A 26,161-nucleotide genomic window follows, 5' to 3' on the forward strand; every position below is an offset into this window, starting at 1 on the left:
CCTTCGGGATATTTCTTTAGCAGATAAATCAGGTCTCATTCACCATTTTGACGCTTCTTCCTATGACCCCAGGTACGCATTTAGGGGAAGAACCAAAATATAGTTATCCAGTTCACTGGGATGGCGTTGAATGGACACAGAATAATTTAACTGAATCAGGCATAAGTGGCAGTCCGGGAAGTGCCATTTGGGGCACCTCCTCATCTATTAACCCGGCGGATATTAAACGAGCGGGGACGGACATTGAGGTTCTCGAAATGGGAGTTGGTTACACTATAAAGTTAGCGATTCTGTGAAGATATATATGATTGAAACTGTCTCATACCCCCCCCCAATATAGATAATAACCAATATTACGATATATATCTTGCTGTTATCATTTTGGTGGCTATATTTATCCATAAATTATCAATTTGCAGTGATAGATGAATATTTTATCCGAAATAAAACCACTTATTGTTAAAAGATGCCTTTCCGGTTTGGTATTCCTTGATATGAAACTGACAGGAATATTTTTAAGTGAGAAGTTGACGCCCTCGCAAAAAGTCCCTCTCGCACGCAGAGGCGCAGAGTATTGATATTTATGGATTTAGGAGTATTTGCGTTATGTTGTTAATATTAAATGAGTTAGGGCGTATTTGATGATTTTTAAACCGTAAGGAACTTTTTGCGGCTTCGTCAAAGTTAAAAGTTAAAAGTTAAAAAAATAGGATATGATAATATGACAGATCACACATCAATAGGCAGGATCCGAGGACTTGAGACTTCCCAACCTTTTCGAGGCATGACACTTTTAACTTTTAACTTAACACTTTTAATTCTACTAACAGCTTGTCCCAACCCACCGGCAGAAACTCTCTGCGGACAAGGCATGGTATTGCAATCTGACACCTGCGCCTGCATCCCCAACGCTCACCCGGTTAATAATGGTGAATCCTGTGAGTGTGATACCTTGTATCATTGGAATGAAGATTTAACTGTATGTATTCTAGATACGACCAGTCATGACTTTACCTGGACTATTGATACCTTTGGCACCTACTACACGATTCTGCGGGATGTGGAGATTGTGGATGAAAATGATATCTGGGTGGTGGGAACCATCCGGATGCTGGAGCCGGATTCCAGTGGGGATTCAACCATTAGAAAAAAGTACAATGCGGCTCACTGGGATGGCAATGAATGGGAGGTGATGCAAATAGTTAATACAGCAGAAATGCACAGTATATTCTATTTTGCTAGTGATGATATTTGGATGTGTTCCAGCTTTCCAAGACATTGGAACGGTGAGGAGTGGACTATGTATCACCTCCAGAATATGGGATTACCTGTGAGCACAGAATACTGTTGGGGTACTTCTTCAAGCAATATGTATTTCGTTGGTTCCTATGGTTCAATAGTCCACTATGATGGGTCAGAGTTTACTAAGATTGAAAGTGGGACAGAGATAAATCTTTATTCAGTTTCTGGAACGCCGGATGGGGAGTATGTGTTTGTGTGTGGTGTTAGCAGACTTTATGAATCAGTTGTTGTAGAAATAAACAATCTTTCTGCCAAAACTATTTATGAAGGGGATTCACCGTGGTCTGAGCCGGTAGGAGCCCCCTTTACAGTTCATGTATTAGGAGATACGGCTTACTTTGCCAGCGGTTTAGGTGTTTGGAAATATAATTATCTCACGGATTCTTCTTCTGTTGTGCTTGAGGCTCAAAATTACGAAGGGATATCACCTAGGCAAATCTATGTTAATTCACCAAATGACATATTTTTATGTGCTGCCAGGTCAGAACTTATTCATTTCAATGGTGTTAGCTGGTCATCTGATTTCAGTGTCTGGGGTCAGTTTGACTATCAGGGTGTTACCACAGAAGCAATGGATGTAAAGGGTAACTTGGTAGTCAGGGTCGGTCATTGTTTTGGTGGAAATAGAGCTCTCATCGTGAAAGGTTATCGATAAATGATTGCAACTAAACAATTTTATCCTACAGGCTTTCTTTGAAGAAAGCACCCCGGTTCACAGCAGTTGAATGATGTCGGAACCGGGGCACAGGTGAAAAAAGTAATTGAGCTCGTAACTCAATCACTATTAACTCCAATTCTAAAAATAATATACGCTTATCAAAAGGAATAATCACATGAGATTATCAAAGATATTCATATCGTTAATACTGCTTGCTTGTGCTTCAATCCTCAATGCAAGTGAATCAGAACTTATTGAAAAAAGAGGGTTTTTCTCCAAAACATTCCAACTGGATAATGGACTGGAGAAGCTGGTAATACATGCTGGGCCAATTCATTACGTCGATTCAGGCAATCGATTTGTTGAGGTAGGATACCCAGGAAGCTCAGATTACAATGATTTGTTGAGCATGGCAATGACTCAATCAGAACTCTGGTCAAACATGGGAACTCCACATGAGTACAACAAGTTTGAGAATGATTGCACATATGATTCTGAGCCTGTGTTTGTTACTCAGGAAAGTGCAATAGCGGACTATCAAACTGTTAGATACTACACACAAATGCAATTTAACAACTCGAGTTTTGAACCTTACTATCAAATACAAAGTGTATCGCATAAAATGGCAGTTGGTAGTCACATTCAGTATGGTCCTACAGATAATGGAGAGTATACACTATTTGTAAAGGAATTCACTTTCCCAGAGGGTTCATATACCGATTGCGATGTTTACGATGCAATTGGATCCGGAGATATTTTAGATCAAGTAGCAGTGGATTTCAGTAATTACATAGATCCGACGGGAGAGCAATCAGTTCTGTTACCTGATTTTGTATCAGTATTTCAAGACATGGTGGATCAAGCACCAGTAGCCCAATTTATGAATGTAAGATTTGGGTATTCAATCGGGAATACAATTTATGATGTAGCTGATTTTTACAATCTTTATCTAAACGGAGCTCCAACTTTGGAAGTTGTCTACAAAACAACTATTACCGGTATGTTGGCAAATCGACACTTGCCAACTCCAACTGCCGATATGGGTGGTACTCTGAGTATTATTGATCATGATAATGCCGCACATACACATGAGCATATAGGAAGTCTGACTCCTGTAGAACTTAATCCCGGAGATATATGTACTGCCCTGACAGATAGCATTGGTTTTAATGCAAGTGAATTCCATCACCATTCTTGGAATAGTGTTACTGCATCAGGCTACTCAATTCAACTATCTCAGTTTCTTATTGATGAGACTGAATATGAAATCTCAGCCTTTTTCAATGACCAGTTTCAGTTGACCTTACCCACTGGTTCACCGGAAATATCACTTAAAGACCCCTGGTATGTTTCAAATCCTTCAGCTAATCCCGAGGATTGGATTCAGCCAAATATCTATCGAACAGTTGCTGAAATGCAAAGTGACAACAGTAGTCGGGTCTTTAAAGATCAGAATGATGATTTTTCTGATAGTATCCCCATCTACTATTTGAATGCCCCACAATTCACGGATGAAGGAAATGGTGAATACTTCATCTTTCACCATTGGGAAGGTAGCCATGTTCTGTACGGTGTAGGTCAAACAACTACAACTGATAATGAGACAACGGTTGTTTTTACATCAAGCTCCTCAGCGCCCCTCCCTTATTTTAACCAGCTATCGGTTAGTGGCGGTGCCAGTGTTTGGGAAGCATCTGATACGCTTTGGATTAAAGCCAGCCAATTTTATTATGAGAACAATGATTTTTATGAATTCAGTCATTGGAGCGGTGATTCCATCACACTTGGGAATTCCACATCATATTTGACAACTGTTGAGGCTTTGTCCGGTGATGCAACCGCTACTGCGGTTTATAATACAGGCACAGCGTCAAACAGTATACAGAACAAGACCATTAATATTCATACCGATGAAAGTATCAGTATCCCTGCCGGCGCAAATATTCAATTTGCAGAAGGAGTCACTATTGATATAGCAGGAAGCTTTTCCGTGAATGGTACACCAGGGAGTCCGGTTAATTTCGAGAGCACCGGGAGACAATCGCCTTTTCCAGCCGCGATGACTGAGCATCCCTCTGTTCCACTCGACAAGCTTATCAAAATCACCGGTGATGGCGCAAACTGCACCATCACCTATTTGCAGCTTTCTGATGCCTATTGCGGTATTTCAATTGAAGGAGACAATGCCAATATAGAAATTGAGGATGTGACCTTCTCAGATTTGAATTATGCTCTCAATATTGAGCCGGTCTCCAATACAACTTTTGAGATCAGTGGCAGCAAATTTCACAATCTTGATAATGGGATTGTCTATAGCACGAATATTAATAATCCCGGAGTTTCGACCTCAGGTCTGCTGCATCATAACGAATTCAGCGACATTGCAGATCGGGCTGTTTTTATTCGGCTCGAAACGAAGGTGTCCGGCAACAATTCCATAAATACCCTGGGAATCAGAGCTAATACTTTCTACAATAACGGCACCAGTATCTACTGCCAAAGAGAATCTGGAACAGCTACCTATTTTGGTGATTATTATTTATACATCACGAATACGCTTTTTTCCGAATCACCAACGCTGATGCTGCCTGACGATCAGGTAATTTACCTTGAAACATCCGAAGGGTATGAATCTGATAATAATCTGTTCCATAATTCAGGTACAACCTGGTATATCGGTACTACAACAGCGGATCCCAAATTCGTTAATACATCAACTGGAGATCTGCGACTCTGTTACGATAGCCCGGCAGTTGATGCAGGATTTGTTGATGATGATACAGATGACTGGCCGGATTTTTTTATTGATGAGGATCCTGATGGTACTGACCCTGAAATAGGCGCTTACTACTGCCCCCAAACCACATTATCCACAGCCACTTCCATTAATGCGGATACGGAATGGTATGGCATTTATAATATCAATGAAGATGTGTTTGTGAATACCGGCAAGACCCTCACCATTGTGCCGGGAAGTGTCTTGAGGTTCCCTGATCGCTCTGAGCGGGTTGTTTTTGATATCAACGGTAACCTGGTGGCAAACGGAAGCCCTGAAGCGCCCATCACCTTCACCAGCTCAGATGCAACACCTGCAAAAAATGACTGGAACGGTATTCGTATTTTTGGTACCTCAGATGATAATGTGACGATTCTGGATAATTGTATTGTAGAGTATTCCTGCTATGGTATTTATCCTTACAGTACCAGCCCAAACATCAGCAATAATATCTCTCGAATGAACACGTATGGATATTATGCTCGTTACAATAGCTCTGATGTCAATTCAAACCAGTTTGTCAAAAACACCTACGGAGTGCGTACTACTTATGCTTCCCCAACTTTCACCAACAACCTGATTCGGGATAACAGCTATCGGGGGATGTATTTCTATGGTACCAGTACTCCCAGGATGTATAACAATACCATCGATAGCTCCAACGGGTACGGAATTTACATGTATAATCATGTAGATGTGCAGTTCGGGCATGCAGGGGTCAACAATCCAGGTTACAATGAGATTATCAATAATGCTTCTTATGGTATATATGCCAGCTATTATTGTGATCCTTTTTTGGGTACATCTGACCCATATAATCAGCAGGTGGCCGGTGATAACAGTATCCATGATAATGGAACTTACAACCTGAGAACTTACAATCATTCTACTGCAGAAGCAGAATGGAACTGGTGGGATAGCGAGACAACATGGAGCGCCTATTCATCCTCCAGTTATGATACGTCTCCGGTGCTAGGAAGCGCTCCGAGTGCTTCTTTACTTGGTTCTGATCTGGCAAAGGGTACTTCATATGATGGCTATGCTGATTGTCCTGCGATTAGGAATTGCACTACTCCTTTTGCTTATCCCACTTGGATTGAAAGCAATTAAATGGCGAAATATTGACGTGTTGCTGCTTGCCTGGTTTACCTGGCAGGGCATGAGTACACTTATTGATACTCCCTGGCCCCAAAGTGGTTTTAGGCTTGAAGGATTAGTGCTTATGCTGCTGTTTTATCTCATGACGCGAACCACATTGAACCGATTGACCAATATTTACACAATGGCTCAGATCATTGCCATAATGGCTACCCTTCAGTCAGGTATCGGAGCTTTACAATACATCAAGCTATTTCCCTGGACCTCCGAATATTTTCTGGGTTTTGAATCTCAAGTAACCGGGACGGTGGGGGGAGCTAACGTCTTGGGAGCTTCCCTTGCCATGTCGTTGCCTTTTTTGTATTTATTGATTGGGAAAAGTGTCAGGATCGAAAAAGTGTGGTGGATGCTTTCACTTGTACTAATAGTTATAACCCTCATTCTAACCCAGAGCCGAGGGGCGTGGGTAGCTGGACTTGTTGGTGCGGGTATTTACAAATGGAGCCTCATCTCTGGATATCTACGTTTTTTAAGGCCGCGTAAACTGATCATGTCCATCTTTGTCCTATTTGCAGTAGGAGTAATAACCCTTTTCCTGATTGGAATATACAAGCTCAACCCGGACTCAGCAAATGGACGGCTATTCATTTGGTCTATTACCGGGAATATGATCAGAGATAACCTTTGGACGGGTGTTGGGCACGGCAACTTCGGATTGTACTGGCTTAAATATCAAGGGGCCTACTTTGCTGAAGCAACCGATCCATCCCTGCACCATCTGGCAGTCAGCTTGAAATCGGCTCATTCTCAATATCTTCACCTTATAGCTGAAACCGGAATCGTGGGTCTGGGGTTATTCACCGCTCTATGTCTTTCAGCTTTTGCTTCCTTTAAACGGCAAGTTGGAAGACTTCCTGCTGAGCAAACCCGAATATTCACCACCACCTCTTCTGCTCTGGTTACCATTCTGATTCATGCGTTGGTTGAGGATGTCTTCAATTCCCTAACTGTACAGTTGGTCTTTCTGATCCTGTTGGCAATTGTTGTTTCAATCCCCGATCTCAGAGCAAAAACAACAGCCGGGGTATCTGTCCTGAAAAGAAAGTGGAAGCTGGTGGTCATTTTACCCCTGATTATTCTGCTGGGGATTATAAGCTTGAGACAAATTCTTGGTGAGTTACACTGGGAACAGGGTCAGGATTCGGCACAGCTAGGCAATTGGGAGCAAAGCATTAAGCACTATCAAGAGGCTGGCAGCTATTTGCCGTACAATCTTGAACTCGAGTTCTATCTGGGAGCGGCTTACTCAAAGACAGGTCAGGCTGAAAAGGCAATCAAGCATCTTAATAGATCCCAGAAAGGCTTCTCTGATAAGAATCAATACATCGCTCTCGGGAAAGCCCACATAGATAATCGGGATTACAACCGCGCTGAGGCTGCATTGCATCAGGTTCTCACCTACTACCCCGCTCTGCTTGTTCCTCACTATTGGTTAAGCCGGATTTATTTTGAACAGGGGGATACAGGAAGAGCAAGAAATGAGCTACAAGTAATCATTGGATCTGATAACATTTATAATTCACCTGGAATTGAACAGATACAGAAAGATGCTAAACGAGCGCTAATTCAATTGTACAATATTGATGGTCTCGCAAAAAGTACCTCTCGCCCGCCTGCGTATAACTTCGTGCGGGCAGGCAAAGCGCGCAGAGACGCAGAGTATTGATATTTATGGATTTAGGGAAATTTTCTATATGTGGTTGATTTTATAAGATTTAGGGGATATTTCATAATTTTTAAACCGTAAGGAACTCTTTGCGGTTTCGTCAATATTGAATCTACTGGAAAATGAAAGTTTGGCTCGAAAATCCTTATTATTCTGCTTGCACAGTGAAAAAGAGTAACCATAGCAGCTACAAAGCAGTTTGCCTGGACAGGTCTATTCGACAAAACACTAAAATACAGAAGATTTTCGATCACGTTCATAAAGTATTAAGAAACAATAATATATGATACAATGTGATCTCTGATGTTTGTGCAATTACATGAATAACAATAACTTATCATTTACCCCACGCTTTAGCGTGGGGAGCTGGGACGCACCTCCAAAAGGGCTTTAGCCCAAGACAACCAGCTACACAGTTGGGCTAAAGCCCTGAATTTCTAGCGATCTGTTAACCCCCAAGCTAAAGCATGGGGTAAGCGTTGTCCCTATTCTAACACAGCCTCTATAACCCTTACCTTTAACCCTTTGTACCCCAGAATATTTTATTGACCCCCAATCTCAATGATTGTATCCAGGTACGCATTATTATAATGAACCATATTTTGAAATTAATAGACCCTTTAGAACTGAATTTGCTATAAGCGCAACCCTACCTTCCCACTTGAAACAAATTATATTATGAGTATGTTGCGCGTGAAAATGAATCATAACCACAAAGCTTATAATCCCCTTACATGATAGAGCTCATTCTTGCTACGATTGGTCTTATTCTCAGTTTCATCTTTGCCGGAGCTGAGATCGCTCTCCTGTCATCTAATCGGCTGCAACTGGAGGTCTGGCAACGACGATCGGTAAAAGGGGCAGCCTCTGCCCTGAAAGCCAGTACTGATCCTGAAAAATTTCTTACCGCAACCCTGGTGGGTAATAATATCGCCAACATTATGGCCACCTCTTTTGCCACCATTATGCTGATCCAGGTCATATCCAGCGAATGGCTAGTCCTGCTGATCATCTCCGTAAGCGTGCTGATCTTTGGTGAAATCATCCCCAAAACCCTTTTTCGGGAATTTCCCAATGCTTCCATGTTGTTCTTTGGTCGCTTTATACGCATTGCCGAAGTTATTTTTTACCCCATGACCCTTCTTCTGGGTTTCTATCGCAAACACATTCTGCGTAGTGTCGAAGTGGAAAGCCAGACCAGTCTCGACATTGAAGAGTTGCACCTCCTGTTCAACGACCCCAATGAAGAAAGCGGTGTTGATATTCACGAAAGACAAACCATCGCACGCATCTTTACTTTTAAAAATACATCTATCAGTGAGGTGATGACCCCACGACCCGATATGACCGCGATACCTATTAACAGTAGCCTGGAAGAAGTTGAAGCGGCCTTTATGGAATCGGGCTATTCAAAGCTTCCGGTCTATGAAGAGACTATTGATGACATAAAAGGCTTGATCTTTCTTCATGATATTTTCCGGGGTGCCACCAAGCTGAGGGAAGTCATTCGAGAAGCCTATTTTGTCCCTGAGACCAAAGCAGCCGATGAACTACTGGGGGAAATGCAAAGTAAAAGTCTATCCATTGCCATTGTCATTGACGAGTATGGCGGCACTGCCGGATTGATTACCATTGAAGATCTTTCTGAGGAGCTATTTGGCGAATTTACAGATGCTTTTGATGAAGAAGACTCCCCGGTTCAGCAGCTGGATAAAGGTTTCCTGGTCAAAGGTAATGCTGAGATTGATCTATTGAATGAACTGCATGATTTTGAAATTCCCCCGGGTGAATATGAAACCCTGGCCGGTTACCTGATCAAGAGTCTGGGGCATATCCCCCAGAAAAATGAGCAGTTTCTGACTGAAACTCATCGCTATGTGATCTCATCCTCCACACCTATCCGCATCGAAACTGTTTTCATTCAGGAACGCTAATCGGCGAATCAATCTTGGGCTTTCTTTCTCTTATTGATCGTTATTTGATCCGGGCATTTTTCTCCACCATGGGGACCGTTCTGGTCAGTCTGGTAGGTATTTTCACCATTGCTGATTTTGTAGAGAAGATCGACAATTTTGTAGATGCCGGTGCCGGTGGGGATATCATGTTGCTTTACTATGGTTTTAGCCTGCCCTATTTTATCGATACAGCGCTACCCATGAGCATGTTGCTGGCAACGGTATTCTCATTAGGGAGTTTGAATAAAAACTATGAGATCGCTGCCATGCGAGCCTCGGGCATCAGCATGCTCCGGATCGCCCGTCCCTTACTCCTGTTGGGTGTTTTCTTCACCCTGTTCCAGTTTGTGTTTCAGAACCTGGTAGTTATGCCCTTTAATCATAAACATAAAGAGATCACTCGTAACATATTGAAGCCAGCCCGCAGCCCAAAAAAACTTAAAGAAGTCGTACGGCAGGATCTCAATGGAAATATTATTGTGATCAAGTCCTATGATGTGAAGAAGAATACTGGTCGGGATGTCTCTATTCTCGCCTACCGGGATTCCGGAATCACTGAACGCTGGGACTACGCTACTCTGCAATGGGATGATTCTTTGGGAACCTGGCAGAAGAGCGCTGGTCTTAACCGACGGTTTGATGCGGAGGGACGTTTACTTTTTTCAGAGATGAGTCTTCTGGATGAGCTACCCATTACACTTACTCCCTTCGATATCCGTAAGGAACAGATACGACCGGATGAAATGAACATCTTCCAGTTGGGTACTTTCATTGAGAAGAAAAAAATGCTGGGACTGAACCCCCATCGCTGGGTAGTGGACTACCACTTTAAGCTGGCTTTCGTGATGACGGGTTTCATTGTCATTTTCCTAGGCATCAGCTTTGCCCTGCAGGGCTCCCGTGAGAATCTTGCCGTTGGTGTAGGGAAAAGCGTTGTTGCTCTTTTTATATACTACATATTGCTCATTGGGGGGCAAAAAATCGCTTACAACAGTTCCATACATCCTGCTTACGCGGTCTGGTTTGGTGATGTCGTGCTATTTATGGCAGGAACCTGGCTGTTTATCCAAACTGCAAAAAAATAAGCCAGGCGAACCCAGCTTTATCCCAACTGACAAGTGTAGATTGGTTCAGCGCTTAAATTGAAAATTGATCCCGAATTCAATGCCTTCGGCCGAGGCAAAGGATGCCCCACCCAATAGCTTGATAGCTACATCGGCATCGAACCAGATCAGGTGAACACCGGCACCCAGAGATGCTTCCCGTCCATAGGGCCCCCCAAAAGCCATACCTGATCTGATAGGAATCATCTTAAAACGAATCCATTCAGTAGCAATGGCCAATCGCCAGGATCGGTCAGCAAAGTAGTAGTCATCCAGGCCGGCAGAAAGATCAGCCATGAGGATAAAATCCTTTTTATACTGATAACTTGCTCCAAATCGAAACATGGCGGGGTAATTCATTCGAATGCTATCTGGAGTTGCCACAGATTCCTGCTGAAGTTGGAATATACTGTCAGAATTGGCAAAGGCACCACTGACATTCACATTCTCCATTTCCATGCTATAGATGGTACTGGCTGAAAATATGGTGCTGTCACTTGATATCTGCAGCATATCCCGAATGGGGATCAATCCCTCAATGAGTCCGATCTGTTTGGCAATAAGATTGTCATTACTACCCCAGTTAATGAAGCCGATCACATTGTTTACGGCAAAACCATATTGCCAATCACCGATCTTGCGAGTATTGAAACCTAAATCTACTGCCAGACCATTACCGCCAATAGCCCGCGTATAACGGTAAAATCCATCAGATTCCAGGCCAGTGGGCTGCGTACTGAAAGTACCACCAGAAGAATCCACACCGGCAAAACCCAGACCAGCCAAATATTTGACTGTAGCTCCAAAATTATACTTCTCAAAGGGGATGGCGAAGGAGAAACTAAAATTGGATATCAATAGAACATCCTGGGTCAGAGCCAGGTCAAAGGATCGTCCCACTTGGTTACCTTCCATAATGATCTCAAATAGACTCAGGGGCAGTGAGTTCTTCATGTAGTATTCAAGTCCTGAAGTAAAGGCGTAATTTCCCAGTGAAACATTTAGGATCGGAAACGGAACGCTTACACCAAGATCCACCGCAAAGCCTTCTTCCGGAATCTGAGCCAGTAAATACTCCTTGTGGGTTTGATCACTACCAGGTCTTAACGTTTCCAGATCAAAGGGATCCCCGTTCCGGTCTCCAGTGAAATACTTGTTGAATAATGCCAGGGACATAAAGTTATTGCTGGCTGAGAGCTTAAGATCCAATAGGTCGGCACTAAAAACCAAATCTTCTGTATAGCCCAGATTTGCCGGATTGAAGCCAACTGCAGATACTCCTCGGGATGTTACCGTGTAGGCATTACACAAACCCAATCCGCGGGCATCAACATGAACCTGACCAGTGACCGAGAAGGCCATTATGGTCCCCAGACCGATCATTTTGAGCCAGTTGGTCATTGAGTTGTATCTTCCTCAGCGTTATTGAACATGGGTTCGGAATTCAGGATAAATTGCATGTAAGCCGTCACATCAATTCCAGCCGAGAAGGGGAGTAAGGCCGGGTTGGGAGTTTCTGCCAGAATAAATTTGGTGGCAATGAAATGATCTCTGGGTTCAACCAGCCAACCCAATTCTCCATAATCAGTGACATCTATCATGATCCACAATTCCTTACCATCCTCGCTGAGCGTCAAATTGTAGAGGCTATCAGCGACAGTCGGAGCAGCCAGCTCAGCCAGGGTTAAGGCTTCGGCAACATCTGTGAAAGCAGTATCAGACTTGGCCAGCAGAAAAGTGTCCAGGAAAGCGTACTGATGGTGGATCAGCGTTCCATAGGTTGAATCACCTTCAACATCATTCAGATTGAAGTCAGCAGAATAGGAATATTGGCCACTGCCCTCCATCCCCGGGATCACTAATCCTGTACTCGGATCAGTCGTACCAGCCGGAATCTGCAGTTGCAGGGTTTTCACCATGGGATGGGTGATCAGGGTATCCAGATCCAGGTCTACAGTATCTGCGGCTCCATCCTGATCCAGATCTGCAGAAACCATAACTCGGTTTTCAACATTACTATAAAATGGAAAATAGGGAATATCTGAAACCAGGATCTCCAGACCGAAACCCAGACCAATATCGCTGAAAATGATAGTGTTGATGGTGGAACTAATGAGCATATCTGTCTTGTCCGGGATGCCGTTGCTACCCACCAGCTGCTTGATCGTACTGGAATCCAGGGCAGCCATTCTGGTAAAGGTCGGCGGCATAAATTCAACACCCCCAGCGGCAATACTTAACAGGAATGGTATTTCAAATCGCCAGGTACCAGCGATCTCTGCACCGGCAGTAATAGAATTCAGGTTATCTGGTGAAATGACGGCATCGCCTCCAACGGACACGACATCAGGCATCATGGCCATGAGATCTACAATATTGCTTCCGGAATCAAAATGCTGGACAATGGTTTCATCACCATCAATGGTCTTCCGGACATATTCCCGGCTGATCCTGATTTCTGTTATTGCCGGACTGCCTGCTGCACCAGATTCAAAGGTCACCGAGTCAGGATTCAATTCCACAACGACACTATCGGTTCCCCGATACCCCTTTACCTGTAATCCAAGTCCTGGTGCTACCCCAAATTCATTTTCCAAAGTTATGGAAAGAATGGCTTCACCAAAGGAGATGCCGCCAACTAATCCGGGGAGACTAAGCGGTTGTTCCTGATCACTGATCGCAAAGCTAACCCCGAAAAAACCAGTTAGATCCTCGATCTTCAGGGAAGTCATCTCCACCTCCACATCCATGATCATCTCGTCAGGTGGTGGATAGGGAATTGATATGGGACCGCCATCACTGCTAAATTGGATCTCAGTCTCAATGAGCAGGGAATCCAGGGGCACATTATCCCCTGTTGTATTACTGATCAGATGTCCGTCCAGTACCACAACCGTATCGGCAGTTCCGCCATCAGGCAGTACAAACTCCAGAATCTCATAGTTCCCGGCCGCCAGTTGTGCATCATTTTCATAAAAATTACGTAGCTTGATCCGCAAAACTGAAATATCAAGCCCCATCCGGTTTGCCAGTGAGATACTCAGGCGATTTGTATCTTCGTGAGCAATATTATCTTCAAATGCGGCTGATACGATCTCCACGCTGAAACCTTGACCCGATTCGTCGGTAGAGCTGGTATTCATTTCCTGCATAAAGATCATGGTGGTATCGATCATATTGACTTCCATACTCTGAAAGCCATCTATATCCATGGAAAAGCTGTAGTGGAAAAAGGGCTCAACTCGCTGGGGAAAAAATAAGGTATCACCAGGGGCCGTGGGATTTATATATCCACCAAATTCAAAAATGAGACTGTCAAATACAGATACCCCATCCAGGGAAGAGACTTTGGTACTGTCTTCACCTTCAACCATATTCTGGGAAATGTGATCAAAAAAGTGACTGTGTAAACGGGTCGTATCACCATTGGCTTTCTTGGTGTAGACGATCAGGCCTGTATTTGAAAAGGTGAGCGGCATCTGGCTGTTAATGATTGATTCGATGGAGCCCGTTGAGATTGTGATGGATTCAAAGCTTTCAATAGGGGCATCAGCCGGCAGGATCGAGGGGTCAGGCAACAGGGCAAAAGCTTCTCTGAAAAGAGGCAGGGTATCAGCCGGTATATTGGGTGTTCCAGACATGGGATAAGTGATGGAACTATCACAAATAAAGTTAGGTGGGGGCGTAAGACAGGGAACACACCCACTTCCCGGATCATCTGAGGGAGCACTACCGGTGATAACATGTACATACCCTGGAATTGTTACCAAGCTATCATAATTCAGATCGGAGGGATCATCCCCAAAGCTGAACGAGATCGTATCTGATCGAATGGCTGTCGGGTCTTCACAAGAGGCATTGGGAATGCTATCCACCACAATATCATCCATAGCAAAACCCAGATCAGCCAGGGTGATGGAGGCATTCTCAGGACCCACATGAATTCCATCATCCAGCTCAGCCGGTAAGATTGAAGCAATATCGATGGGGCCGACACCCAATTCCATGGGATCCTGACCAGGGATCACAAACATATCTGCCGGTAAAGTGATGGGGGGCAGATCATTCTCCAACGTGATGTAAAGACCACCGGGATAATCAGCCAAAGTGTCAGGCAATAGAATGTCCATGAATCCATCACTATTGGTATCCACTGAATCCCCATAGACCTGGATAGTGCCTGTTGTATCAGAAGCCAATAGACCATCAAAAGGATAGTTTTCTGAGACCAGGGGAATGGTCAGAGTAACCTGCCAGGTTGGCATAACAACCTTGGTGGGTAGTCCAAAATCACATTGGATCACCAGGGCACCGAAGGTTAGCGCCATTAGAATCCCTGTGAAGCGAGCCTTAAATTTTGATGAGCTAATGATCTTCCTTACCTTCAACTCTTAACCGGTTTCGTCCCGGCAAGCTTTTCGAACTTTTGACTTTCGACCTCTTTATTAATACCTGTAGTGATCCGGTTTAAAGGGTCCTTTTTGCGGAACACCCAGGTAATCAGCCTGATCCTCAGTTAATTCTGATAAATGGATATCCAGATGAGCCAGATGCAGGCGGGCAACTTCTTCGTCTAATTCTTTGGAGAGCACATGAACGCCTGGTTTAACGTTGCCTTCAAACAGGGTTATCTGAGCCAATACCTGGTTGGTGAATGAGGTTGACATGACAAATGATGAATGACCCGTTGCATTTCCAAGATTGACCAACCGTCCTCGTGACAAGAGGATCAACGATTTGCCATCAGGAAAATCGAAGCGGTCAACCTGGGGCTTAATATTGTATTCTGTGACACCAGGTTGATTTTCCAGCCAATGGACATCGATCTCATGATCAAAATGGCCGATGTTGGCTATAATTGCATTGTCTTTCATCTGTTCCATGTGTTCACCACGGATCACATCTTTACAACCAGTGGTGGTCACGAAGATATCGCCAAAGCTGGCTGCTGCTTCCATGGTCACAACTGAAAAACCTTCCATAGCGGCCTGGAGGGCACAGATCGGATCGATCTCCGTCACAAATACCTTGGCACCATAACCAGCCATGGATTGGGCTGATCCTTTACCCACATCCCCATAACCGGCAATAATAACTTTCTTCCCGGCCAGCATAATATCGGTACCCCGTTTAATGCCATCAGCCAGAGACTCGCGACACCCATACTTATTATCAAATTTAGATTTGGTCACCGAGTCATTCACATTGATGGCTGGAAAGGGTAGCGCATTCTTTTCCATTAAGTGATAAAGACGATGGACTCCTGTTGTGGTCTCCTCAGAAACACCCTTAATGTCGGCATGCATTTCAGGATGCTGCTCCAGAATAACCTTCGTCAGGTCACCCCCGTCATCCAGCATCAGGTTGGGACCTTGACCATCAAAGTCCAGGGTCTGATCGATACACCACCAATACTCTTCTTCAGTCTCACCCTTCCAGGCAAAGACCGGAACACCAGAATCGGCAACGGCGGCGGCGGCATGATCCTGAGTTGAGAAGATATTACAGCTGGACCAGCGTATTTGAGCCCCCAACTCTTTCAAGGTTTCGATGAGCACTGCCGTCTGGATGGTCATGTGGATACAACCGGCTATCCGGGCTCCGGCCAGGGGCTTGGAATCGCGGTAACGTTTCCTGAGCTCCATGAGTCCGGGCATCTCTTTTTCAGCCAGAGCGATTTCATCTCGACCAAAGGCGGCCTCATTGATATTTGCAACTTTGTAATCTGTAAATATTGTTTCCATATCTCTCTCTATATGTTATTAACCATTCTCTAAATATACTCTACTTGCCTTACTTATTCCTTAAAAACCCTCTCGCAAAGTTCGCGGAAAACACTTTTATTCATGTGAAATCTTTTGCCACAAAGGCTCAAAGACACGAAGTTTCTTTAAGCTCTTTTTGCATTCTTTGTGACTTAGTGCCTTCGTGGCAACATTTCCAATGATCTATTCTAATTGTTTGCTTACTTCTGCTGTAAGATCTGTCTTCTCCCAGGGGAACTCATCTCTTCCAAAGTGACCATATGATGAGGTCTGTTGATACAGGGGACGCTTCAGATCTAAATGCTCAATAATCTCAGCTGGTTTTAATGGGAATACTTCCCGGACCATGGCTTCCAACTCAGCATTACTATGTTTTGAAGTACCGTGGGAATCCACCAGAATGGAGATCGGTTCAGCAACGCCAATGGCGTAGGCCAGTTGAACGGTGCAGCGTTGGGCGGCCTTGGCTGCCACGATATTCTTAGCAATGTAACGAGCCATGTATGTGGCAGATCGATCAACCTTGCTGGGGTCTTTCCCGGAGAAAGCACCACCACCATGGGGGGCATAACCACCGTAGGTATCCACGATGATCTTGCGACCAGTCAGACCAGCATCTCCCTGAGGACCACCAACGACAAAACGGCCGGTGGGATTAACAAATATTCTTAGTTTCTTATAATCCACCAGTTCTGCTGGCAAGACCTTCTTGATAACATGTTCAACAATATCATCATACATCTCACCTTTAACATCAACACCATCCTCGTGTTGATTTGAGATCACTACTGCTGTTACAACTTCTGGTTTATGCGTTTCAGAATTGTATTGAACCGTAACCTGTGATTTTCCATCAGGTCTCAGGTAGGGGATGATCCCCTCTTTGCGAACTTCAGCCAAGCGTTTGGTTAGCGCATGAGCCAGATGAATGGGCAGGGGCATGTATGCTTCAGTTTCATCGGTTGCATAGCCAAACATCATTCCCTGATCACCAGCCCCCTGTTCGCGATCCTGGTCATCAACTCCCCGAGAGATATCCCGAGACTGTTTATCAATCGTTACCAAAACTGAACAGGTTTTATAATCAAAACCCATCATGGAATCAGTATAGCCGATCCGCTTGATGGTTCCCCGAACGATCCGTTGGATATCAACATAGGCGGAGGTTGTGATCTCGCCACCCACCAGAACCAGACCTGTTGTAACAAAGGTTTCACAGGCAACCCTTCCCTGAGGATCTTTTTCCAGGATGGCATCTAAAATGGCATCTGAGATCTGGTCGGCGATCTTGTCAGGATGCCCTTCAGTAACCGATTCAGATGAAAACAAATACGACATTAATTACTCCGCTCTCTTTCATTATAAATAACTTTTATTTTAACAGGCAAAAGTCATACTTTCAATTCAATTTAAGTTCTGAATAATCTCCAACATTGACCGTTCTCACTTGATTCTCAACAATGGAATGATCTCCGATAAGTGAATGGCTCAGGATCATATTCTTGATCACAGAGTCCTTTCCAACAATGGTATCTGTCAAAATAGCACCACTGATCTCAGCTCGTTTATCTACAGTCACATTCGGGCCAATAACCGAATTGATCACTTTTGCCTCAGGATGAATAAATACTGGTGGATGAATGATCGTGTCTTTGGCATGATTACCAGCAGGTAGATCATCCAGCAAAAATCGATGAGAATCCAACAAAGACTCCCTGGTTCCACAATCATACCAACCATTGATCTCAACAGCCTGGATAACGGTTCCCTCTTCAAGCATCAACTGCAAGGCATCCGTAAGCTGGTATTCACCGCGAGTTTTGATCTCATCAGCAATTAGTTTTTCGATGGCAGCTTTCAGGATCCGTTGGTCTTTGATGTAGTACATGCCGGCCAGAGCCAGATCAGATTTGGGGTGCTCTGGTTTTTCAACAAGTCGCTCCACGCGATTGACTTCGTTTACTTCTGCCACACCAAAGCGACGCGGATCATCAACTTTGACCACTGCAATGGCATTTTCACCAGTACTTACAAAATTCTTGAAGTCTACATCAAATACAGTATCACCCAGCAGGATCAGAACCCCCTCCTCCTTGTCTTCCAACCCCTGGAGGACTGCATGTCCCAGACCTTTCCGTTCTGCCTGATAGGGAAAATCAAGCCGCATATGAGAATAAAATCGATTCACATACTCTTCGACCTGTTCGCCTTTATAGCCAACGATGATAGAAACTGAAGTTACACCAGCTGCCTCAACCGCCTCCAGAACGTGACCAATGAGACGTTTTCCAGCCAGATTGATCATCACTTTCGGTACATTTAGAGTATGTGGTCTCAGCCGCTTTCCAATTCCGGCTGCAGGAATAACTGCTCTCATGTTTTACTTGCCTCCACCGAACATATCTACCTTGATATTCACGTGTTCCAAATATTTCTTCGGGTTCTCTTTGATCTCTTTCACAATGTCATTGATATTAACGGTTATGCTATCCAATCTTTGATAGAGCGAATCAGACAAGGTCAGCTTCCCCAAACTGGATTGAGGATCTTTTAAGCGGGTACTCAAGATGCTGAGGTCTTCACCTATTTTATCCAGATTGGCAATAGAACGAGCCAGCTTATCCTTATTATCATCCACAACGACATTCAGAGTTTTGGAGACTTTCTTCAAATTCGTTACAATAACATCAATATCTTCCCGCTTTGCATTCACCATTTCTTCGGTCTGTTGTAAAGCGCTCTTCATGGCCAATAAACCCGGTTGTATGTCCGACACCATGAGAGAATCAATCAAATTGGCTGTGTTGTGAATGGTGTGAAGGCTGGCCTGGACATCTTCTTCCATGGCTTTATTAAGCAGCAAAAGCGTTTTATTAAAGTTACCCATGAGGGTTTTAAAGTCTGTGGAAATAGCACCGGTAGTCTCAAAAATATCTTCCAGACCGCCGGCAAAGGTGCCCCTAAAAATACCACGCTCAACCAGCAGGACCCCTGATCTTCCCGGGTTTACTTCGACTTTTTTTGACCCCAGGAGTTCCATATTGGAAATAATTGCACTGGCATCACTATACAAAGTGATGTCTTTATCTACACCAATAATGACATCAACAGAATCCTCCCTGATAATGAAATCATCCACGACACCCTTAGGTACACCTGATACGGTCACCGGGTCGCCCTCTTGCAAGCCACTGGCCCGGGCGACCCGAACCGTATAATAACTTCTTGAGGAAAAAATGTCATACTTCTTCCCCCACATGATACCCATGACTGTAGCAGCCAGGATGATCAGTACGACAATGCCGACAATGATTTCTTGTCTTTTTTCCTCAGGTCTCATTTCAATTTACTTTCCGGCCTAAATGTACTTGCCCCTTTTAAACAACTGTAGATTTCAAGTACAACTCGGGCTTTATTTTCCTTCACTTCCAGTGAAATTTCAATCTCGCTGATTTACTCTTCTTCAGCGGTTTCTACAAACTGTTTATCAGGGTCAATGGGACGTTTCCACTTCGTTTTATGTTTTGCAAGTTGTTTGCGCATCTTTTTAACTACGTAATCCACGGATTTAGACAAATCATTGGACGTTTCCTTTGCTGTCATAGTCTCACCGGGGACATTCAATATTACTTCAGCGATATAATCATTTTTAGTCTTATCAACGATCACCTTGCAATTTACAATTCGATCATAGACGGGTTCCAGTCGATGATCTACTTCCGCCTGAATATAATCCCGAGTCTTTTCAGAAATGTCAAAATGACGGGCGACGATGTTTACCTTCATTGGCTCCTCCTGTTATGTGGTGATTATGATGTTCCTCTCGCAGCGTACGCAGAGGCACAGCTAATATAAAATTCTTAAAGTTGACAGAAGCATACCTGTTTGAATTAATTATGCTCTTCAAAATGTATCTCATGTTAATTCAGCCTGGATCCTTCTGTCTTTTTTCCGGCTCTGGGATGAGCCCTGTGAAATGCTTTTTTCATTTTGTCAACTTGTACATGTGTATACACCTGAGTCGTAGATAGGTTCGCATGACCCAGCAGATCTTTTAAGGCCATCAGATCAGCTCCAGCATTGAGCAAGTGGGTGGCGAAAGTATGACGCAGCACATGGGGACTCATTTTTTTTAATTCAGCAATGGCTTTGATAGCTTTTTTCACCCGCAAACGGATACCATTCTGCCCGAGGGGCAACCCATTCTTACTAAGAAAAACAGCTTGTTCTGCGGCTTTCGTTCCGAACTTTTTTTTTGCTGCATATTGATAGTTCTCCAGAGCCTCCCAGGCATACTGCCCTACCGGAATAACTCTCTGCTTGGATCCTTTTCCCAGCACGGTAACCGTCCCCTTGTTTTGGTTCAAGTCTGCCGCTGTCAGACCGGCTAACTCAGAAACTCGCATACCGGTAGCATAGAACAGCTCCACAATAGCCAGATCCCGTTTACCCATCCAGCTATCGGTTTCACTCAATTTTTCTAAAACGGCCACGATCTGATTCTCGGACAAATAGCTGGGAATTACACCGGGAAGTTTGGGTGTATGCACATAAGCTGCAATGTTCAGGGTCACAATCTGTTCACGATGCAAATACCTGAATAACGACTTCAGGGCGGCTAGTTTTCTTGCCACTGATCGGGGTTGTTGTCCTAACTCACCTGTTAGAAAGCCCAAAAAACTCCGCAGTACCCCTCGATCGATCTGTTCCGGGTCGTTCAAACATTCCATATCATGATCCTCAAGGAACTGGCAGAACTGCTTCAAATCAATCTGATACCCCCGGATCGTCTCCGGCGAATAGCGTTTCTCCACCTCCAGCCAAATCAGGAATTTGTCAATCTGTTGATCTAAGACCCAAGCCATTAGAATTGACTTTCTGTTCTCAGAATATCCAGAACGGCTTCTATATCTCCATGGAGGGTAGCCTTTAAATCCATCAGTTCATTGGTCATGGGGTGAGTAAAGATCAGTCTACGAGCATGCAGGGCTTGACGATTCAACATGCCCAATAGTTTGGCAGCCAATTGTCGATTGCGCATGTTCAAGGTGATGATCTTGGAATTCCGACCACCGTAGTAAGGGTCACCAAAAACCGGGTGATTGGCATGAGCCATATGAACCCTGATTTGATGGGTGCGACCGGTCTCAAGCTTGATTCGCAACAATGTTAAGAATTTAAATCGTTCCAGAACCTCATAACGGGTTAACGAAGGTTTGCCTGTATCGATCACCGTGAATTTTTTGCGATTTTTGGGAGAGCGACCAATAGGAGCATCTATCTCACCCGTGTCATCAGGAAATTGTCCCCAAACCAGGGCATGGTAGTATTTTTTGATGGTTCGTTTGGAAAATTGGCTTCTCATATTGCCATGGACCCGGTTATCCTTGGCAGATATCAATAGACCTGAAGTATCCTTGTCAAGACGATGAACAATGCCCGGACGAAGCAATCCATTATCATTGGACAGGTGTTCGCAATGATATATCAGGGCATTTACCAGTGTCCCTGTAGCATTACCGGCACCGGGATGAACAATAAGCCCTGCCGGTTTATTAACGACGATGAGATAATCATCTTCATAAACAATATCCAGGGTGATGTTTTCACCATAAAGCGTTGGTGCATAGGGTAGCTCATATTCCACCAGGACCTGCTCACCCGGCATGATCAAATGGCTGGCTTTCACCGGCTTCTCATCAACCCTGATCTTCCCGGATCTCAGTAAGATCTGAACCTGATTGCGGGTGATGTATGAGGGCAAACGGGTTGCCAAAAACTTGTCAATACGAATTGGTTTCTGTTGAGGATCAATTATGACCTCAAAGGTTTCAGTCGTGGAACTGTGTGGTTCAACCTGGGTTAACAGTATGATTCCTAACTATTCGTTACTATAAATGGGTATTATGGAAGTGGAATATACTAATAAATACACTAAAAAAACCGCCTGAGCCGAATATAACTGTGAGGTTTGAAAATGAAAAGATATATGAGTGAAAAATTGGTGCTTATGTATGAGGCGTTGAGGGCTCTCCAGGTGAAGATATCTTGCTCTCTTTTCCTTCCACAAAAAATACATAGCCCAGGTACAAAACCATTCCGATATTTACAGCACTATCGGCAATATTGAAAGTGGGCCAACGGGTAAAGTACAACCAGTCCGGCCAATCAGCACTGATAAAATCGACCACATAACCCCGGATCAGACGCTCGGGTATATTGCCAAAGGCACCACCCAGGATCAAGGCCAGACCAATACTGGGCAGCGGATGCTTATCTTTGTATTCCCAGAGCAGATAGAACAGCAGACCCATGGCACCGATGGCCAGAGTATTGACCAGCGGCATGGGGATGAATGACAGACTAAAAACCATGTTATAGTTCTCAGCATAATCAAAACGAAACAAAGACCACCCATGGGGCCAGGCCGGCTTCCCCTTTAAGGCAGCTATTGCCCACAGTTTAGTCCCATGATCCAAAAAAACGACCAAGACTGTAATTCCCAGATATTTTAACAGTGCTTTAATATTATTTGCTCCTTTTTTTCCTCTCGCCTATCTCTGCCAGGCTTCGCCATGGCAAGCAGAGACGCAGAGGTTTTTTTAAAGGCTTTCTTTGGAGTGTCAGTGACGTTCAATGCCGACTTTACATACGCTCTTGCCAAGCTTGAATTCAGCCTGGAAGATGTCTGCTTTTGAATTGAAGTTAATCTTCTCAGCCAGGGTTTCATTGGCAATGTATTTCTCATGCTCCCCGATCATTTTTTGCAGCTCATCCTCAGCTTCAATAAAGAGTTGAATACGGTCAGAAACATCAAACTCAGCATCCTTACGCATATTTTGAACATTACGAATAAAGTCACGAGCGAGACCCTCACTGATCAAAGCCTCAGTCAGTTCTGTATCAACAGCAACCACAACACCGGCCTCTTCAACCACAGCTTGTCCTTCAGGCTCAATACTGGTGATCAGTAATTCGGCCGGTAACAATTCAAATGAAACAGTTCCATCGTTCAACTGAATATTCTCACCTGATTTGGAATGCTTCAAAAGGTCCTGCGGATCTGCAGCGTTGATCAAATTCCGGATGGCACCCATGTCTTTGCCATACTTGGGACCCAGTAAACCCAGATTTGGTTTTACATCAACCTGAACCAAATCATCTGCCGTTGTAACCACCGTCATGGTCTTGATGTTTAATTCTTCCAGGATCTGTTCCTGCAGGTCCAGGGCATAAGCCCGATCTTTTTCATCCGGGAAAAAGACCGACACATTGGCCAATGGTTGACGAACCTTTAAATTGGCCTTATTTCTGGCGGCCCGACCCAATTCAACCGCTTTGATAACCACGTCGACCCGCCGTAGCAGATCCTCATCAAGCCAGCGCTCCTCGACCTCAGGGAATCGGCAAAGATGAATACTCTGAGGAGCTTCAGGATCTTGACCTGCCACCAAATTCTGATAGATGGCCTCAGTAAAAAATGGTGCGACCGGTGCCAATACTTTGGTCAGAGTAACCAGAGCCCGGTAGAGCGTATGGTAAGCTGCCCATTTATCTGTATCATTTTCACTTTTCCAGAAACGACGACGGGAACGCCGGACGTACCAATTGGAAAGGTCATCCACAAATCGATTGATCTTGAGCATAAGTTTATCAGTCTGGAAGGAATCATAATCTTTGCTTGATTCAGCCACCAGGCGGTTCACTCGAGCCAGAACCCATTTGTCCAGTTCGGTCAGGGTCGTTTCATCTAACTTTTCCAAGGGGTCAAATTTATCAAGACGGGCATAGGTCACAAAGAATGAGTAAGTATTCCAAAGGGTCAACAGTTTACGGCGGACTTCATCGGCTGCTCCATAACCGAAATTCAGATTATGAATGGGAACCTGGGAAGCATACATCCAGCGCATGACATCCACACCCATTTGCTCAGCAGCATCTTCAAACCAGATGGCGTTACCGGCGGATTTGTGCATATCGTCACCCTTATCATCTTTGACCAGGGCATGACCCATGATGGTTTTGATAGGGGGTCGGTTTTCCATAACTGTACTCATGGCCAGAATGGCGTAGAACCAGTTGCGAAACTGACCGGGTAACGATTCAACAATAAAATCAGCAGGGAACCATTTTTTCCAGTATTCAGGATCTTTGCGGTAGTCCATAGTGGAATAAGGCACAATACCTGCATCCAGCCAGGGGTTTCCTACATCGGGCACTCTGGTTCCAATGAGACCTGTCTTGGGATGTTTAATTTTCACGTGATCAATCCAAGGTCTATGTGGGCTATTGCCTTCAAATTCGGCCCAACCCTCAACGGCCAATTCTTCTAATTCAGTCTCTGATCCCACCACGTAGAAAGAGCCATCTTCAAAGGTCCAGATGGGTAGTGCCAGGCCCCAATAACGCTTTTTAGAGATCATCCAATCGTGCATGTTTTTGAGCCAATCCAACTCACGCTCTTTACCATAAGAGGGAATCCAGTTGACCTGTTTGGTAACTTCAGCGATCTCAGGACGCAACTTATCCATGGCGATGAACCATTCATCCACAGGACGAAAGACCAACTCTGTACCATGGCGCCAACAGGTGGGATAACGGTGCGTTATAGGTTCACGTTTGTAACGCAGACCTTTGTTGGAGAGATCATCGATGACCTTGTCGCCATTACCCATGACATTGGTGCCGGTCCAATCGCCGAAACCGTCCAGATAATTGCCAAATTCATCAATGGGTTTGATGATCTGGAAACCCAGTTCCTTGGCTAAAGCATTGTCCTCTTTTCCGCAACCTGGAGCAATATGGACGATACCGGTACCGTCATTTTCAGAGATCTCATCCCAGAAAATAATGGCATGCTGAATATCCTGCTGGATGGGCAATTCATCATAAGGACCATGATATTCCCATCCTAGCATATCCTTACCTTTGAGAGTCTCCAGGGTTTCGTAATCACCTTGCAGGATGGACAAGCGACCTTGAACCAAATAGTAAATATCATCACCCTGCCTGACCTTCACATAATCCAGATCCGGATGAACAGCAGCCATCACATTGGATGACAAGGTCCAGGGAGTAGTGGTCCAGACCAGGAGCGATTCATGCTCACGACCTTTAAGGGGGAATTTTAAGTAGATGGAAGTATGGGTTAGTTCTTTATAGCCTTCCGTGGCGATCTCATGTTCAGAAAGGGCAGCACCACAGCGGGTACACCAGGGCATCACATCATAGCCCTTGTAGATCAGATCACGATCAAAACATTTTTTCAGAAAACCCCAGATGGTGTAATTGTTCTCGTCAGACATGGTGAAATAGGAATTATCCCAATCCATCCAGTAACCCATGCGTTTGGACTGTTTGGTCTGAACTGCAGAGAACTTGCGCACCCGCTCCTTACATTTATTAACGAATTTTTCGATACCGTAGTCTTCAATATCAGTTTTGGATTTGAAGCCCAATTCCTTTTCGACTTCCACTTCCACCCAGAGACCCTGACAATCGAAGCCATTCTGATAACGTAGTTCTTTACCCCGCATGGCGTGATAGCGCTGGAACAGATCTTTGTAGGTTCGGCCCCAGGCATGGTGAACCCCCATTGGATTATTGGCAGTGATGGGACCATCCAGGAAGGACCAGGGTGGTTTCCCAGCATTCTGAGCTCTGAGTTTATTAAAAATATCTTCCCGCTCCCAAAAATCGAGCATATCGTGTTCGAGGGCAATAAAATCTACTTTGCTGGATACTTCCTTCATCATGGTGCTATGTGTTCCTGTGCTAA

General features: G+C 44.5%; 16 protein-coding genes. 5 read left to right on the forward strand and 11 right to left on the reverse strand.

What is annotated here, in order from left to right; all coding sequences use genetic code 11:
• The first annotated feature begins 721 nt into the window (after positions 1-721).
• The 5 genes from U9Q77_09095 to U9Q77_09115 all read left to right on the forward strand — a co-directional run bounded on the left by U9Q77_09095 (position 722) and on the right by U9Q77_09115 (position 10,600).
• On the forward strand, positions 722-1,957 hold the full coding sequence (locus tag U9Q77_09095) for a hypothetical protein (protein ID MEA3287512.1): 1,236 nt from the start codon (positions 722-724) through the stop codon (positions 1,955-1,957).
• Positions 1,958-2,135: 178 nt separating this feature from the next.
• On the forward strand, positions 2,136-5,846 hold the full coding sequence (locus tag U9Q77_09100; protein MEA3287513.1) for a right-handed parallel beta-helix repeat-containing protein: 3,711 nt from the start codon (positions 2,136-2,138) through the stop codon (positions 5,844-5,846).
• Positions 5,767-7,560: an O-antigen ligase family protein gene (locus tag U9Q77_09105; protein ID MEA3287514.1), complete on the forward strand. Its 1,794-nt coding sequence runs from the start codon at positions 5,767-5,769 to the stop codon at positions 7,558-7,560. The genes U9Q77_09100 and U9Q77_09105 overlap by 80 nt, the downstream gene beginning before the upstream one ends.
• A 734-nt stretch (positions 7,561-8,294) precedes the next feature.
• Positions 8,295-9,494, forward strand: a complete 1,200-nt coding sequence (locus U9Q77_09110; protein ID MEA3287515.1) for a hemolysin family protein — start codon at positions 8,295-8,297, stop codon at positions 9,492-9,494.
• Between the two features lie 14 nt (positions 9,495-9,508).
• Positions 9,509-10,600, forward strand: coding sequence for an LptF/LptG family permease (locus U9Q77_09115; GenBank protein ID MEA3287516.1), 1,092 nt, complete (start codon positions 9,509-9,511; stop codon positions 10,598-10,600).
• 45 nt (positions 10,601-10,645) lie between these two features.
• On the opposite strand, the gene U9Q77_09120 is transcribed toward U9Q77_09115, so the two are convergent.
• The 11 genes from U9Q77_09120 to ileS form a co-directional block, all read right to left on the reverse strand.
• Positions 10,646-12,019, reverse strand: coding sequence for a DUF5723 family protein (locus tag U9Q77_09120; protein ID MEA3287517.1), 1,374 nt, complete (start codon positions 12,017-12,019; stop codon positions 10,646-10,648).
• Positions 12,016-14,946 (reverse strand): hypothetical protein, encoded by a 2,931-nt coding sequence (locus U9Q77_09125; GenBank protein ID MEA3287518.1) that lies wholly within the window; start codon positions 14,944-14,946, stop codon positions 12,016-12,018. Before U9Q77_09125 ends, U9Q77_09120 begins: the two co-directional genes overlap by 4 nt.
• Positions 14,947-15,063: 117 nt before the next feature.
• The gene (gene ahcY, locus U9Q77_09130; protein ID MEA3287519.1) at positions 15,064-16,362 is read right to left on the reverse strand and encodes an adenosylhomocysteinase; all 1,299 of its coding nucleotides are present in this window, start codon (positions 16,360-16,362) and stop codon (positions 15,064-15,066) included.
• Between the two features lie 204 nt (positions 16,363-16,566).
• Complete coding sequence (metK, locus tag U9Q77_09135) at positions 16,567-17,721, reverse strand: methionine adenosyltransferase (GenBank protein MEA3287520.1); 1,155 nt, start codon at positions 17,719-17,721, stop codon at positions 16,567-16,569.
• 61 nt (positions 17,722-17,782) lie between these two features.
• Entirely contained in the window at positions 17,783-18,760 is a 978-nt protein-coding gene (locus U9Q77_09140) for a sugar phosphate nucleotidyltransferase (GenBank protein ID MEA3287521.1), read from the reverse strand.
• A gap of 3 nt (positions 18,761-18,763) precedes the next feature.
• Positions 18,764-19,723 (reverse strand): MlaD family protein, encoded by a 960-nt coding sequence (locus U9Q77_09145; protein ID MEA3287522.1) that lies wholly within the window; start codon positions 19,721-19,723, stop codon positions 18,764-18,766.
• A 113-nt stretch (positions 19,724-19,836) separates the two neighbouring features.
• Positions 19,837-20,169: a ribosome-associated translation inhibitor RaiA gene (gene raiA, locus U9Q77_09150; GenBank protein MEA3287523.1), complete on the reverse strand. Its 333-nt coding sequence runs from the start codon at positions 20,167-20,169 to the stop codon at positions 19,837-19,839.
• 134 nt (positions 20,170-20,303) lie between these two features.
• The gene (locus U9Q77_09155; protein MEA3287524.1) at positions 20,304-21,248 is read right to left on the reverse strand and encodes a tyrosine recombinase; all 945 of its coding nucleotides are present in this window, start codon (positions 21,246-21,248) and stop codon (positions 20,304-20,306) included.
• Positions 21,248-22,258: an RluA family pseudouridine synthase gene (locus U9Q77_09160; protein ID MEA3287525.1), complete on the reverse strand. Its 1,011-nt coding sequence runs from the start codon at positions 22,256-22,258 to the stop codon at positions 21,248-21,250. The genes U9Q77_09155 and U9Q77_09160 overlap by 1 nt, the downstream gene beginning before the upstream one ends.
• A gap of 133 nt (positions 22,259-22,391) precedes the next feature.
• Complete coding sequence (gene lspA / locus U9Q77_09165) at positions 22,392-22,910, reverse strand: signal peptidase II (GenBank protein MEA3287526.1); 519 nt, start codon at positions 22,908-22,910, stop codon at positions 22,392-22,394.
• Positions 22,911-23,006: 96 nt separating this feature from the next.
• Positions 23,007-26,138 (reverse strand): isoleucine--tRNA ligase, encoded by a 3,132-nt coding sequence (ileS, locus tag U9Q77_09170; GenBank protein MEA3287527.1) that lies wholly within the window; start codon positions 26,136-26,138, stop codon positions 23,007-23,009.
• Between the last annotated feature and the right edge of the window lie 23 nt (positions 26,139-26,161).

The sequence above is a fragment of the Candidatus Neomarinimicrobiota bacterium genome, from assembly GCA_034716895.1.
GTDB lineage: Bacteria > Fidelibacterota > UBA8477 > UBA8477 > JABMPR01 > JABMPR01.